The 14,951-nt window shown below is 58.9% G+C and carries 12 protein-coding genes; 4 read left to right on the top strand and 8 right to left on the bottom strand.

The window, feature by feature from the left end; all coding sequences use genetic code 11:
• Positions 1-143: 143 nt before the first annotated feature.
• Positions 144-1,865, bottom strand: a complete 1,722-nt coding sequence (aceK, locus tag AC07VR_RS14745; protein WP_494994617.1) for a bifunctional isocitrate dehydrogenase kinase/phosphatase — start codon at positions 1,863-1,865, stop codon at positions 144-146.
• 129 nt (positions 1,866-1,994) lie between these two features.
• Here aceK and AC07VR_RS14740 point away from each other — a divergent pair, with 129 nt between their 5' ends.
• On the top strand, positions 1,995-2,903 hold the full coding sequence (locus tag AC07VR_RS14740) for a DMT family transporter (protein ID WP_494994616.1): 909 nt from the start codon (positions 1,995-1,997) through the stop codon (positions 2,901-2,903).
• Between the two features lie 35 nt (positions 2,904-2,938).
• Here AC07VR_RS14740 and AC07VR_RS14735 read toward each other — a convergent pair whose 3' ends face one another.
• The 3 genes from AC07VR_RS14735 to pap all read right to left on the bottom strand — a co-directional run bounded on the left by AC07VR_RS14735 (position 2,939) and on the right by pap (position 6,950).
• A complete protein-coding gene (locus tag AC07VR_RS14735; protein WP_494994615.1) occupies positions 2,939-3,898 on the bottom strand; it encodes a DMT family transporter in 960 nt (319 codons plus the stop codon).
• Positions 3,899-4,142: 244 nt separating this feature from the next.
• Entirely contained in the window at positions 4,143-5,327 is a 1,185-nt protein-coding gene (locus tag AC07VR_RS14730) for a thiolase family protein (protein ID WP_494994614.1), read from the bottom strand.
• Positions 5,328-5,426: 99 nt separating this feature from the next.
• Complete coding sequence (gene pap / locus AC07VR_RS14725; RefSeq protein ID WP_495011622.1) at positions 5,427-6,950, bottom strand: polyphosphate:AMP phosphotransferase; 1,524 nt, start codon at positions 6,948-6,950, stop codon at positions 5,427-5,429.
• Between the two features lie 140 nt (positions 6,951-7,090).
• On the opposite strand from pap, the gene mnmC reads away from it, so the two are divergent.
• Positions 7,091-9,073, top strand: a complete 1,983-nt coding sequence (mnmC, locus tag AC07VR_RS14720; protein WP_495011621.1) for a bifunctional tRNA (5-methylaminomethyl-2-thiouridine)(34)-methyltransferase MnmC2/FAD-dependent 5-carboxymethylaminomethyl-2-thiouridine(34) oxidoreductase MnmC1 — start codon at positions 7,091-7,093, stop codon at positions 9,071-9,073.
• Between the two features lie 112 nt (positions 9,074-9,185).
• Positions 9,186-9,413 (top strand): YheU family protein, encoded by a 228-nt coding sequence (locus AC07VR_RS14715; RefSeq protein WP_419114996.1) that lies wholly within the window; start codon positions 9,186-9,188, stop codon positions 9,411-9,413.
• A gap of 42 nt (positions 9,414-9,455) precedes the next feature.
• On the opposite strand, the gene AC07VR_RS14710 is transcribed toward AC07VR_RS14715, so the two are convergent.
• The 4 genes from AC07VR_RS14710 to speE form a co-directional block, all read right to left on the bottom strand.
• Positions 9,456-9,788, bottom strand: coding sequence for a YnfA family protein (locus AC07VR_RS14710; RefSeq protein WP_494994611.1), 333 nt, complete (start codon positions 9,786-9,788; stop codon positions 9,456-9,458).
• Positions 9,789-9,852: 64 nt separating this feature from the next.
• Complete coding sequence (locus AC07VR_RS14705) at positions 9,853-10,668, bottom strand: SDR family oxidoreductase (protein ID WP_495011620.1); 816 nt, start codon at positions 10,666-10,668, stop codon at positions 9,853-9,855.
• Between the two features lie 324 nt (positions 10,669-10,992).
• Positions 10,993-13,080: an LTA synthase family protein gene (locus AC07VR_RS14700; RefSeq protein WP_494994609.1), complete on the bottom strand. Its 2,088-nt coding sequence runs from the start codon at positions 13,078-13,080 to the stop codon at positions 10,993-10,995.
• Positions 13,081-13,396: 316 nt separating this feature from the next.
• Positions 13,397-14,272: a polyamine aminopropyltransferase gene (gene speE / locus AC07VR_RS14695; RefSeq protein ID WP_494994608.1), complete on the bottom strand. Its 876-nt coding sequence runs from the start codon at positions 14,270-14,272 to the stop codon at positions 13,397-13,399.
• Between the two features lie 178 nt (positions 14,273-14,450).
• On the opposite strand from speE, the gene AC07VR_RS14690 reads away from it, so the two are divergent.
• The gene (locus tag AC07VR_RS14690) at positions 14,451-14,924 is read left to right on the top strand and encodes a methylated-DNA--[protein]-cysteine S-methyltransferase (protein ID WP_494994607.1); all 474 of its coding nucleotides are present in this window, start codon (positions 14,451-14,453) and stop codon (positions 14,922-14,924) included.
• Positions 14,925-14,951: the final 27 nt, after the last annotated feature.

Raw genomic sequence — 14,951 nt, 5'->3', positions numbered from 1 at the left:
GCAGATTTGTTGTGGATTGCGGGTGCCTGATCGTTCCCACGCTCCGCGTGAGAATGCAGCCCGGGACGCTCCGCGTCCCAAGAGCGGACGCAGAGCGTCCATTGAGGCATTCCCACGCGGAGCATGGGAACGATCTGATGGGGCTATTCGTTATCCAGCGCCTTGCGCCGATAGGGGAACACGTCGATCACCTTGCCGGCGCGAATGTCCGCTTGCAGGCCTTTCCAGTAATCGGCGTTGTACAGCTCGCCATGCAGTTGATCAAACAACCGTCGCTGCCCGGAATCGGCGAACAGGAACGGTGGGAACTCTTCCGGAAACACATCCAGCGGCCCGATCGAGTACCACGGTTCCGAGGCCATTTCATCTTCCGGCGTGCGTGGGGCCGGAATGTGGCGGAAGTTGGCTTCAGTCAGAAAACAGATTTCGTCGTAGTCATAGAACACCACGCGGCCGTGACGGGTAACGCCGAAGTTCTTCAGCAGCATGTCGCCGGGGAAGATATTAGCCGCCGCCAATTGTTTGATCGCCAGGCCGTAATCTTCCAGCGCCTCGCGAACCTGCGCTTCGTTGGCATTTTCCAGATAGAGGTTCAACGGCGTCATGCGTCGCTCGGTCCAGCAGTGACGGATAAGCACCGTGTCGCCATGGACCTCCACCGTTTTGGCCGCCACTTCCAGCAATTCTGCCAGGCAGGCCGGGTCGAACTTGCTCAGCGGAAAACGGAAATCGGCAAACTCCTGGGTATCGGCCATGCGCCCTACCCGGTCGACGCTTTTCACCAGACGATACTTCTCGATCACCGTCGCGCGGTCGACGTTCTTCGATGGCGAGAATCGGTCCTTGATGATTTTGAATACGGTGTTGAACCCCGGCAGGGTAAACACGCTCATGACCATGCCGCGCACACCCGGGGCCATGATGAACTGATCGTCGGTGTTGGCCAGGTGATTGATCAGTGAGCGATAGAATTCGGACTTGCCGTGCTTGTAGAAACCGATCGAGGTGTAGAGCTCGGCGATGTTCTTGCCCGGCAGAATGCGCTTGAGGAAGCCAATGAACTCGGCTGGCACCGGCACATCGACCATGAAATACGAACGGGTAAAGGAAAAGATGATCGACACATCGGCTTCATCGGTGATCAGCGCATCGATCTGAATCCCGTGGCCTTCACGGTGCAGCAGCGCAATCACCAACGGCCATTGGTCATCCTGGGTGTAGATGCGCCCCACCAGATACGCGCCCTTGTTGCGGTACAGCACCGAGGAAAACAGCTCGACGCTCAGCTGCGGGTCCTTGCAGACCCAGTCCGGCAGGTTCTCGCGCAACTGGGCTTCGTGCCGACGCAGGTCGCCAGGCAAATCGGCATAGGCCTCGCTGAAGCTGAAGTCGACGAAGATCTGCTCGAGCATGCTCGACAGTTCGCCCTCAGGCTTATAAGTACGGGTTTGCGCAGCACGGGCCCGGCGCAGGCTTGGCCGCGTGGTATGGATGAACATGCAGCCGTCGCTGATCAGGTCATGGCTGAACAGTCCGCAGAAGGTCGAGTTGTACCAGGTCTCGGACAGCTCATCGTCAAAGCGCAGGTCGATCAGGCTGATGTAAGCGCTTTTCACCAGCGGCCAGAACGTGACATCCAGCAGCGCCTCGGCATCGAAGGCCTCATGCAGCCGACCGACTACTTCACTGACTTTCGCTTCATAGAGGTTGATCCGCGCCGCTGAGGCGATCTGCGCCTCCTGCCATTGCGCCTGCTCGAAACGCGCCCGGGCACCGTCGGTGATCTGGCGGAAATGCTCGCGGTAATCGTCGAAGCCATCGAGGATCATTCGGGCGATGTCGCCGGCTGGCCATTGCTGCGGCATAGAGAGACCTCTGGGAATGTTTCTTATCGCTGGAAGCTGAGCTTAGAGGCCAATTGTTACGCAAAGCAACCATTGCCATGCATCGCACCTGCGGCGACACTTGCGCGCCAATTCAGTAAGGAACAAGCCGTGAACCCCGTCGATATACTGCGCTTGCTGCTGCTTGCCGCCATCTGGGGCGCAAGTTTTCTGTTCATGCGCATCATCGCCCCAGTGATTGGCACAATCCCCACTGCCTTTTTCCGCGTATCGATTGCCGCCACCGGGTTGCTGGTGATCCTGGCGCTGATGCGCGTCAGCTGGGATTTTCGCGGCAAGTTCAAGACGGTGCTGCTGCTCGGGGTGATTAACTCGGGGATTCCGGCAACGATGTATTCGGTAGCCGCCCAAGTGCTGCCGGCCGGTTACTCGGCGATTTTCAATGCAACGACGCCGCTGATGGGCGTGTTGATTGGCGGTGTGTTCTTCAGCGAAAAGCTCACCCCGGCGAAGATTGCCGGTGTCTGCCTTGGGCTGTTCGGGGTTGGTATTCTGACCCGCGCAGGTCCTGTGGCCTTCGACATGGAACTGCTGATGGGCGCCCTTGCCTGCCTCCTCGCGACCACCTGTTACGGCTTCGCCGGTTTCCTCGCCCGTCGCTGGCTCGATCAGCAAGGCGGGCTCGACAGTCGCCTCTCGGCGTTGGGCAGCATGCTTGGCGCGACGCTGTTTCTGTTGCCGCTGTTCGGTTACAGCGCCATCAGCCAGCCACCGGCAAGCTGGGGGGGCTGGAGTGTCTGGTTGTCGCTGCTGGGGTTGGGGCTGGTCTGCACAGCCTTTGCCTACATCCTGTACTTCCGCTTGCTCAGCTCGATTGGCCCGGTCAAATCAATGACCGTGACCTTCATGATCCCGCCCTTCGGCGTGTTGTGGGGCGCGCTGTTCCTCGATGAACCATTGTCCATGGCCCATCTGTATGGCGGGGTGTTGATCGCCGCGGCATTGTGGCTGGTGCTCAAGCCGACGGTGGTGAAGGTATCGAAGGTGGCTGTACGGTAGAGAGCAGCCTTGCCACAGGAAATGCGCTGAATCAATCACCCCGCCGCCATCCGCACCCGCCGGGCCTTTAGCCCGGCCATCAACGATGGCCCGAGGGCTACCAGTGCCGAGCCAAACACCACCAGCACTGCACCACCATAACCCAGACCATTGATTTGCTCGGCATACACATATTCAGGCCACAGCCTGGCAGCCAGTGCCACCGCAGCGAAGGTCACCAGCGGCGTGATCGCCAGCGTCGCACTGACCCGCGAGGCTTCCCAATGCGCCAAAGCTTCGGCAAATGCGCCATAGGCGATCAGCGTATTCAAACAGCAACCGAGCAGCAGCCAGCCTTGCAGCGGGCTCAGTTGCAGCGCCTCCAGCGGATGCACCCACGGCATCAGCAATAACGCGCAAAACAGGTAGATCACCATCATGATCTGGAACGAATTCCACACCGTGAGCAATTGCTTCTGACCCAGGGCATAAAAGGTCCAGACCGCCGACGCCGCCAGAACCAGCAAGACGCCAGCGGTGTATTCACTCAAAGACGTCAGCAGTTCACTCAAACGCTGATTGAAAAACAGTCCGAAGCCGATCAATAGCACCAGCAGTCCAATGCCTTGCCCAAGGCTGAAGCGCTCCTTGAAAACAAACAGGCTGGCGATCAGCAGCAGGATCGGCCCCATCTGCACCACCAACTGCGCGGTACCAGAACTGAGCAGATTCAGGCCCATCAGGTACAGCACGTAGTTGCCCACAAGCCCCAGGACCGCCATCAACAACAGCCAGCCGCCCCGTGGGCCGAGCACTCGCAAGCTTGGCAAACGCTTGACTGCAGCCAGATAAATGAACAGAAAACCACCGGACACCATCAGTCGATACCAGGTCACTGTGACCGGGTCCATCACCAGCAGCACTTGCTTGAGTTTGATCGGCAAGATCCCCCACAGCAGCGCGGTCAGCAAGGCGAGGAACAATCCATAAACCCAGCGACCGGACGAAATGTGCATGGAGCCCCCAAAACCAGACCGCGAGAAAATCATTCTAGGCCTGGATCGTCCCGCCACACAGTTACAGTTTGGAACCGGCCGCTAATGAGACTGTACAGGTCGCAACCTGAAGTTGGCGATATGCCACCAATGTCCCCGCGAAGGCGATCTGCAGAGCGACAGAGAAGTTGAAGCGGACGCAGAGCGTCCAGCGCGGCATTCCTTTGCTTCGCGTGGGAACGATCATCTGGCCCGCATTTCTGGTTTAACGCACCGCTTCAAACAACCCTGTCGCGCCCATCCCGCCACCGACGCACATGGTCACGATGCCGTAACGCAGGTTGCGCCGTTGCAGCTCGCGCACCAGGTGCCCGACCTGGCGCGAACCGGTCATGCCGAACGGGTGGCCGATGGAGATCGAGCCGCCGTTGACGTTGTATTTATCGTTATCGATTTCCAGCCGATTGCGGCTGTACAGGCACTGCGAGGCAAAGGCTTCGTTGAGTTCCCAGAGGTCGATATCGGCCACCTGCAAACCCTTGAGCTTGAGCAATTTTGGCACCGAAAACACCGGGCCGATGCCCATCTCGTCCGGCTCACAACCGGCGACGGCGAAACCACGAAAGAACGCACGGGGTTTGAGGCCCAGCTCCAGGGCTTTTTCCAGGCTCATCACCAGGGTCATCGACGCGCCATCGGACAGCTGCGAGGAGTTGCCCGCAGTCACCGAGCCGTCTTCGGCAAACACCGGCTTCAACCCGGCCAGACTTTGCAAGGTAGTATCAGGGCGATTGCAGTCATCACGGTCGACAATACCTTCCAGGATCTGCACCTGGCCGGTGGTTTTGTCTTCGACTGCGTATTTCACCGCCATTGGCACGATTTCATCGCAGAACAGCCCGGCGGCCTGGGCCTGAGCGGTGCGTTGCTGACTTTGCAGGGCGTAGAGGTCCTGCTCTTCACGGCTGACGTCATAGCGGCGGGCGACGATTTCGGCGGTCTGGCCCATGGGAAAATAAATACCCGGCACCTGCTCCTTGAGTAACGGGTTGATCAGATTGTCGGTGTTGACGCGGTTCATGGTCAGGCTGATGGACTCCACGCCACCGGCGATGATGATGTCGCTGCAACCGGAGGCAATCTGGTTGGCGGCAATGGCAATCGCCTGCAAACCCGAAGAGCAAAAACGGTTGAGGGTCATGCCTGCCGTGCCGGTGCCCAGTTTCGATAACACCGCGACATTGCGGCCGATGTTGTAACCCTGGGCCGCTTCGTTGGAACCGGCGCCAACGATGCAATCCTCGACACTGGCCGGGTCGATGCCATTGCGGGTCAGCAGCGCATTGACGCAATGGGCAGCCATGTCATCAGGACGAGTCTGGTTGAACTTGCCACGAAAGGATTTGGCCAGGCCAGTCCGCACGCTATCGACGATCACCACTTCACGCATGGCATACCTCATTGTTGTCGGTCAGGGATGGAATCAGCATAAATCCACCCTATTGCCGACCGCGACAATCATTCATCTCGCGTATGCGCAACCATCGGCTTACTTGTTGTCCTTTTTCGCCTTCCTGTCGTGTTTGTCGGACTTCTCGAAGGCCTCCTCCAGCGCCCGATTGATGGTGCGCAACACCTTGACCCGGGCCCAGCGTTTGTCGTTGGCCTCCACCAGCGTCCAGGGTGAAATCTCGGTGCTGGTACGGTCGACCATGTCACAGACGGCGACGCGGTAGTCATCCCATTTTTCGCGGTTGCGCCAGTCGTCCTCGGTGATCTTGAAGCGTTTGAAGGGGATTTCTTCGCGGTCCTGGAAACGCTCCAGCTGGGTTTGTTTGTCGATGGCCAGCCAGAACTTCACCACGATCACGCCGGAATCACTGATCTGCTCTTCGAAGTCATTGATCTCGGCATAAGCGCGCATCCAGTCGGCACGGCTGCAATAGCCTTCGATCCGCTCCACCAGCACCCGGCCATACCAGGAGCGGTCGAACACGGTGAATTTTCCCCGCGCCGGAATATGCCGCCAGAACCGCCAGAGATACGGTTGAGCGCGTTCTTCTTCTGTCGGTGCGGCGATCGGCACGATGCTGTATTGACGCGGATCGAGGGCCGCCGCCACTCGCCGGATCGCGCCGCCCTTGCCCGCCGCATCATTGCCCTCGAACACCGCCACCAGCGCGTGTCTGCGCATGCGTTTGTCACGCATCAAACCAGAGAACCGCGCCTGCTCGGTGATCAGTTGCTCTTCGTAGTCGTCCTTATCCAGACTCAGGGTCATGTCCAGGCTGCCGAGCAGACTCAGCTGATCGACGCTACCCATCAGTGGCGCGGCGTTCACCGTGTCCGGTTTGACCTTGGGTCGGCGCAGGGCGCTTTGCAGACCTTCGAGCAGGATCTTGCCTACCGTCAGGCTACGATAATGCGCGTCGACACCTTCGATCACATGCCAGGGCGCGTAATCACGGCTGGTGCGACGCAGCACCCGTTCGCCGAAGCGCACAAACTTGTCGTAGGTTTGCGATTGCTGCCAGTCCAGCGGGCTGATACGCCAGCTGTGCAGCGGATCATCCTGCAAGACCTTGAGGCGGGTTTTCATCTGTTTCCTGGACAGGTGAAACCAGAACTTGAAGATCAGCGCGCCTTCATCGCAGAGCATTTTTTCAAACCGCTCGGCCTGGTTGATCGCCTGGTCCAGCACCGCGTCCTTGAACAGGCCATGAACCCGGCCCTGCAACATCTGGCTGTACCAGTTGCCAAAGAAAATCCCCATCCGCCCCTTGGCCGGCAGCATCCGCCAGTAGCGCCAGGCCGGTGGGCGGACCAGCTCTTCATCGGTCTGCTGATCGAACGTGCGAACCTCGATAAACCGCGGGTCCATCCATTCGTTGAGCAATTTGACCGTCTCGCCCTTGCCAGCGCCTTCGATGCCGTTGATCAACACGATGACCGGGAAGCGCCCTTGCTGTCGCAGTTCAAACTGGGCTTCGATCAAGGCTTCACGCAGGGCCGGCACTTCGGCCTCAAAGGTTTCTTTGTCGATGGCGTGACCGATTTCAGCGGATTCGAACATGGGGCGGCTCCCTTCCAGGTTTGAGCAAGACTAGCGGATTGGGCAGCGCTTTGTCCGAGCAATGCAGCAGGCGCTGCCATGGACCGATTCCGGGTGCAGCGATCAGCTAGAATGGCCACCTTGCCGTTGCCGAGCCAAACATGACCACTGAAATGTCCCACGCCCAGATTGACTGGGACGACCAAGGCCGTCCGCGCTCGCGCGTGTTTGACGACGTGTATTTCTCCGATCAGTCGGGCCTTGAGGAAACCCGCTATGTGTTCATCGAACAGAATCGCTTGAGCGAGCGCTTTGCCGCATTACCGGCCGATGGGCGACTGGTGATCGGGGAAACCGGTTTCGGCACCGGGCTGAATTTTCTCTGCGCCTGGCAGTTGTTCGAGCAACAGGCTATGGCCGGTGCGCGACTGCATTTCGTCAGCGTGGAGAAATACCCGCTCAGCCACCCCGACCTGCAACGCGCCCTTGCCCTTTGGCCTGGACTCAAGCTTTTTGCCGATCAGCTCCTGGAGCAATATGTCGCTATCCATCAGGGCTTCCAGCGCCTGGTGCTCGGTGGCGGGCGCGTGACCCTGACCTTGCTGATCGGTGATGCGCTGGAGCAACTGCCACAACTTGACGCACAGATCGATGCCTGGTTTCTCGACGGCTTCGCCCCGGCGAAGAACCCGGACATGTGGACCCCCGAGCTGTTTGCCGAACTCGCCCGGCTGGCCGCGCCCGGCTCGACCATCAGTACCTTTACCAGCACCGGCTGGGTACGACGCCTGCTCAATGCGGCCGGTTTCAAAATGCGCCGCACGCCGGGCATCGGTCACAAATGGGAAATCCTGCGGGGCGAATTCCTCGGCTGGCCGCAAGACGTGCCTCTGCCTGCCGCTGGCAAGCCGTGGTTCGCCCGTCCTGCCCCGCTCGTTAGCGAACGTCGAGCCTTGGTCATCGGTGGCGGACTGGCCGGTTGCGCCAGCGCCGCGAGCCTTGCTGCACGCGGCTGGCACGTCAGCCTGCTGGAGCGCCACGGCGAGCTGGCCCAGGAAGCCTCGGGCAATCCGCAAGGGGTGCTGTACCTGAAACTGTCGGCGCACGGCACGGCATTGTCACAGTTGATCGTCAGTGGTTTCGGCTACACCCGACGCCTGCTCGAACACCTGCATCGCGGTATCGATTGGGACGGCTGCGGTGTGCTGCAACTGGCCTTCAACGTCAAGGAAGCAGAGCGCCAGGCGCAGCTTGCGGCCGCTTTTTCTCCGGACCTGTTACACCTGCTGGATCAGCCGCAAGCGCAAGCTCAGGCGGGTATTGGTCTTGAGCATGGTGGCCTGTTTTTCCCCGAAGGCGGGTGGGTTCACCCACCCGCTTTGTGTCAGTGGCAAGCGACGCACCCGACGATTGAATTGCTGACGCATCACGATGCGTTGGAACTGCGCAAGATCGATGATCAATGGCAAGCCTGGAGCGGTTCAACATTGTTGGCTTCAGCCCCGGTGGTGATTTTGGCCGGTGCTGCCGAGATCAAGCGCTTCCCGGCAAGCAGCCAACTGCCGCTCAAACGTATTCGCGGACAGATCACCCGCCTGGCACAGACGTCTGAAAGCACGAGCCTGGCAACCGTGGTCTGCGCCGAAGGTTATGTCGCCCCTGCCCGGCTGGGCGAGCACACCCTGGGCGCCAGCTTCGATTTCAAGAGCGATGACCTGACCCCGACCACAGCCGAGCATGCGGGTAATCTGGAACTACTCAAAGAGATTTCGAGCGATCTGGTTGAGCGCTTGCACGCTGCGCAACTGGACCCCGGGCAGCTTCAGGGCCGCGCGGCCTTTCGCTGCACCAGCCCCGATTATTTGCCCATCGTCGGTCCATTGGCCGATCACCAGGCCTTTGCTCAAACCTACGCCGCGTTGAGCAAGGACGCCCGGCAAGTGCCCGACATCCGTTGCCCCTGGCTGGACGGTTTGTACGTTAACAGCGGCCATGGCTCTCGCGGATTGATCACCGCCCCATTGTCGGGGGAGTTACTGGCGGCCTGGCTGACCAACGAACCGCTGCCGCTGCCCAGAAGCGTGGCCGAGGCCTGTCACCCGAATCGCTTTGCCTTGCGCACACTGATTCGCGGCAAGGCCTGATGCGCGACGGTACGCAATGGAAAGCGCAATGAGCCGATCAACACAGTTGCGCCTACTGGCCGCGCGGCCCCAAGCCCAGTAGCATCTCCAGGATTGTTTACCTGAGGTACCTATGCTGATTCCCTACGACCAACTTGAAGTCGACACCCTGACCCGCCTGATCGAAGACTTCGTCACCCGTGACGGCACCGACAATGGCGATGAAACTCCGCTGGAAACCCGCGTGCTACGGGTTCGCCAGGCGTTGACCAAAGGTCAGGCGCTGATTGTCTTTGATCCGGACAGCCAGCAATGCCAATTGATGCTCAAGCACGACGTACCCAAAGAACTGTTTGATTGAGGCTGTCTGCTGTGATTGATCCGCCTCGTTCGCGGGAAGGTTTCAGACGCTGGAAAAGCGGGGGCCAAACAGAATAATGCTCGCACCGATCACGCAAAGGGCAACGCCCAGCCAGTCTGAACTCAAGGGACGAACCCGCTCGACCACGCCAAGCCAGCCGATGGACGCAATGATGTAGATACCGCCGTAAGCCGCGTAGGCGCGGCCGGCGTAGTTCGCTTCAACCTTGGTCAACAGCACCGCAAAGAGCATCAGGCTGAGTAACGCAGGCACAATCCACCAGGCACTTTTACCCTGGCGTAACCACATCCAGAACGCGAAACAGCCGGCGATTTCAAACAGCGCCGCGAGAAAAAACCACAGGTAATTGAGCATGCAACGGTCTCCTCAAGGCTGCCAGAATCGGCAACCCTAACGAGGCAGCTCCCCGTGAGCAAGTTCAGCCGGCGGTTTGTTTGGCCTTGGCGCGCATCTTGTCCGCCATCACGGTCATTTCGTTGTAGAGCAACTGCGGGTTCTTCTGCTTCAGCGCCCAGGCCATGCGCCCCTGTTCATGGGGCAGAATCATGAATTCACCCTCGGCGACATGTTGGTAGATGTAGTCGGCGATATCGCTGGCGCTGATCGGAGAGCTTTCCAGCAGTTTGCCGACCTGGGCTTTCATGGCGGGTGTCGGGCCACGGAAGGAATCCAGCAGGTTGGTCTGGAAGAACGACGGGCAAACCACGTGCACGGCGATTTCCTGGTGCGCCAGTTCAATCAACAGGCTTTCGGACAAGGCCACCACGCCGGCCTTGGCCACGTTGTAGTTGCTCATCGCAGGGCCTTGCATCAAGGCTGCCATGGAGGCGATGTTGATGATCTTGCCTTTGCTTTTTTCCAGCAGCGGCAGGAAGGCCTTGCAGCCTTTGACCACCCCCATCAGGTTGATCGAGATCTGCCAGTCCCAGTCTTCGAGGGACAGCTCACTAAAGAAGCCGCCCGAGGCCACGCCTGCGTTATTGACGATGACATCGATGCCGCCCAGCTTCACTTCGCAGGCTTGAGCAAACGCGGTCAATTGGCTGTAGTCGCGCACATCACAACGCTGGATAAAACCGTCGCCTCCGGCTTCACGAACCAGTTTGAGTGTCTCTTGCAAACCCGCCTCGCTGACATCCGACAAGGCTAACCGCCAGCCTTCACGGGCCCAGCGCAGAGCGATTTCGCGACCAAGGCCGGATCCAGCGCCGGTGATCATCATGCGATTTTGCATAGGAAGTTGCCTTGTTGTTCCGGGGAAGATGAGCCGCAGTGTAGCGAAGGACTTTCCTCCATCCACGCACCATCAGAGTGCTGAATGCCCCAGGCAAACCACGGAGCTGTACGACGACAAATTGCGTTGCAGCCAATCGCGGGCAAGCCTTGCTCCTACAGTTTTAACGCGTACTCGCAGGAGCGAGGCTTGCCCGCGATTGAACGATAACGCGGTCTTGCTGAATGAATGCAGCAAGTAAAACAAAAGAAATAAGCCCGGCACCGGAAAACATGTTCAAAAAAAGAGGCCCACATGGGGCCTCTTCCTTATTGAGCCAAACCCTTAGTCCGGGTTGCCGTCGACAACGCCAGCGGTGTTATCGAGCAGGCTCTTGGTAGCGGTCTGCAGGAACGCGTCCAATTTCTGCTTGAGGCCGGCTTCATCCGGCGAGTTCGGGATCACCTGACCTCCAGGGTTGGCCCCAAGCTTGTACTGCCAGACCTTGGCCGGCATATCCTTGGGTTGTACCAGAATGTGGTCACCGTTGATGATGGCCACCGTCGGTTCGTTACCCGAAGGTTTGATGACACCGATGCCCTTGTCGCCTTCCGGCAGGTTGAGCAAGTCACGCCCCCAGCATTGCTGGCGGAACTCGCCACCGATACGACCCATGATGGTCGGCACGATATCAATCTGCGTGCCCACGATGTCACTGCGCTTGCCGAACTTCTCCTGGAGGCCCGGAGCGATCATCAGCATTGGCACGTTGAAACGTCCCAGGTCCATCTCGGTGATCTGCTGATCGTTACCAAACCCGTGGTCACCCACAACGACAAACAAGGTTTCTTTGAAATACGGCTCTTTACGCGCTTTTTCGAAGAACTGGCCCAAAGCCCAGTCGGCGTAGCGCATGGCAGTCAAGTGCTCGTTCAATGTGCCGCTGTCCGTAACCTTGTCGACGGGCAAGGGTGTCGGCAACGCATACGGTGTGTGGTTGGACAGGGTTTGCAGCAGTGCGTAGAACGGTTTTTTGCCATCGCGTTTCTTCAGTTCTTCGAGGCCACGATTGAACATGTCTTGATCGGAAACACCCCACGTCGGATCGGAGAACACCGGGTCGATGAAGTCGTTACGACCAATGAAGTTGGTCATGCCCTGATTGCTGAAGAAGCCTGATTGGTTATCCCAGGCAAAGTCGCCGTTATAGACGTACACATCGTCATACTTACGAGTGCTGAGCAATTGAGGCAGACCGGACAGCTTGTGGCTGCCTTCCGGGGTTTGCATCAGGTACTCGAAGCCTGGCAGGTTGGGGAAGCAAGCCATAGTCGCAAACATACCCTGGTGGGTATGGGTACCGTTTGAGAAGAAACGGTCGAACAAAAGGCCTTCTTTCGACAGATTATCGAAGTACGGCGTGATATTGCCGGGACGACCCAGCGCGCCCACCGAATGACCGGCGAAGCTTTCCATCAGAATGACCACGACGTTTTTGATCGGCAGGGTATTTGCCTCCGGCGGCGTAGTATCGCGACGCATGGCGGCAATATCGGCGTCGACCAGCTTGTCGTTGGCCACCAGCAACATGTCGCGCACGGTCTGCTGAGCCAAAGGCTGATCCAGAGTGGCTTTCCAGATATTGGAGCGATCGTCGGACAAACGGCTCTCCGCCGCGGAGATCAGTGTCAACGTTCCGTTGAGGCCCAACTGGTTGGCAAAGTTGGAGTTGGTGGTGTAGGCGTCACCCCAACGCAGCGGCGGGCCTTGACGCAAGGTGCCACGGGCAGCCACGACACAAATCAGCATACATACCACGAATACACCAATGCGCACGTACCACGGGGCGATTTGACGCGTGCCGATGCTGCCACCGCTGAACGGGCCACGAGGCCGGGTCGCACGGTCGGCGCCCTTGAACGCCAGGCTCAACAACCAGGTGCCAACGACCCAGGCCAGCAGATAGCGAACCACCGGGAAGCCGTACCAGAGCATGCTCATCACGGTTTTCGGGTCTTCCTTCACGTACTGGAAGACCAACCCGTTAAGGCGCTGGTGAAACTCGCGGTAGAAGTCCATCTCCATCAGGCCGAGGAACAGCGCAATGCTGGAGGCGATGGTCAGCCAGAAACGGAAGAAACCACGGGCGGCCATGATCCGGGCGCTGAACAGTGCCAGCAGCAGCGGGATACTGATGTAGACCACCAGACGCACGTCAAAACGCAGGCCGTTGGCAAAGGCTTCGAGGAAGGTCGAGGCCGGGGTGTCGAGGATCATCTCTCGGTTATAAACCAGCAGCGCCACGCGCAGCACAGAGAGCATCACCATCATGACCAGGGCGCAGAGTAGCGTATATGCCAGATGCGATTTGACGGTCGGTTGCAGCAAGCGACTTGAAGCTCGCTGCTGACTCAGGGCGTCCGGGATTGCCATGTCGATTCAGAACTCATTGGAAGTTAAAATTTCATAAATGCAGCTGCGCCCTGCCCTCTCATAGCCATTACTTGTACGTATTGGTCGCGGGGTTTTCGCGGTGCGCAAATGGTGCACGATCACTCGCGGCATTACCATTTATTACTGGCATGCGCTCCCAGCGTGGTGTTTCAAGGCTCTGGAACAGGAGGCTGCTGAAGGCTGAGCGCGGAAAACAGCGGGTGCGAATTGTCTTGGAGCGGTTGTGAAAATTTCGTTCAACGCACATTTTGACACATAAAAAAGGGCCTTGCGGCCCTTTCATCAACACTGTTGCTTAGTCATTGCTCGGTTTATTAATCGCCTGCAATACATATTGCGGCAAGGCGAAAGCGCCGATATGAATCTCAGGGTTGTAATAGCGAGTGATGATGCCGCTGCCAGCAAAACGCTGACTCAGAGTCTCGCGGGACAACTTGCGGTAAGCGGTGTTGGTCGCGCCCCAGGCGAAGGTCATCGCGCCGCCGATGTAGGTCGGCACCGCAGCCTGATAGAAGTGCCAGTCCGGGAACAGGCTACGCATACGACCGGCAGTGGTTTTCACTTCGCTCAGTTGCATGAACGGCGTGCCGTTCTGGGTCACCAGGATGCCGCCCTCGTTCAGGCAACGGTGGCACGCCTGATAGAAGTTTTCCGAGAACAGCACTTCGCCCGGACCGATCGGGTCGGTGGAGTCGGAAATGATCACGTCGAACTTCTCTTCGGTGGTCGCGACGAAACGCATGCCGTCGTCGATCACCAGATTCAGGCGTGGATCATTGAACGCGCCCTTGGAGTGATCCGGTAGAAACTCTTTGCACATGTCGACCACGGTGCCGTCGATTTCGACCATGGTGATGTGTTCGATGCTGCGGTGCTTGGCTACTTCACGCAGCATGCCGCCATCACCACCACCGATGATCAGCACCCGCTTGGCAGTGCCATGGGCCAGGATCGGTACATGGGTGAGCATCTCGTGGTAGATGAACTCGTCGGCTTCGGTGGTCTGGATCACGCCGTCCAGGGCCATCACGCGACCCATGCGCGGGTTCTCGAAGATCACCAGATGCTGGTGTTCGGTGCGCACTTCGTGCAGCAGTTTTTCCATGCGGAAACGCTGGCCGTAGCCTTCGTAAAGGGTTTCCAGGTACTCGCTGTTCTGGGTGGTGCTCATGGGTAAGTCCCCCGGTAAATGCTGGTGGCAACGGACGGTCACCCGCCCATGCTGGCCAATCGTCGGCACGGGTGTCGGCAATTGACCAAGGAAAGGCGCGCATTCTACGTCGCAGAACATGACAGGTCGAACCTTCTGGCTCTATCTTTGTGCCTGACCTTTACCAAGAGCCAACAAGATGTTTTACCGCTATCACCCAAGCCCGATCGGGCCGCTGCTGCTGGCCGGGGATGAGCAGGGGCTGCGCCAGCTGTACATGGACAACCACCAGCACTGGACGCCGCCGCAGTACTGGTTCGAAGCCAGTAATGAACTCGATACCGTCTGTCGGCAACTGGATGAATATTTCGAGGGTAAGCGTGAGTGTTTCGATGTGCGCCTGGCACCTCAGGGCACGCCGTTCCAACAAACGGTGTGGCAGGCCTTGCAGCGAATCCCCTACGGCCATACCTGGAGCTACGCCGAGCTGGCGGTGCAGATCGGCAACCCGAAAGCCGTACGTGCGGTCGGCACCGCCAATGGCGCCAACCCGATATCGATCATCATCCCTTGCCATCGGGTGATCGGCAGCAACGGGACCCTCACCGGCTATGGTGGTGGACTGGAACGCAAACAAACGCTGTTGCAACTCGAGGGTGCGTGGCTGATTTGAACCGAGGCGCAGTCGCTGGGCTGGCAA

The organism is Pseudomonas sp. GW821-FHT02H09 (genome assembly GCF_059421425.1).
This window is presented reverse-complemented; position numbering and strand designations above follow the sequence as displayed.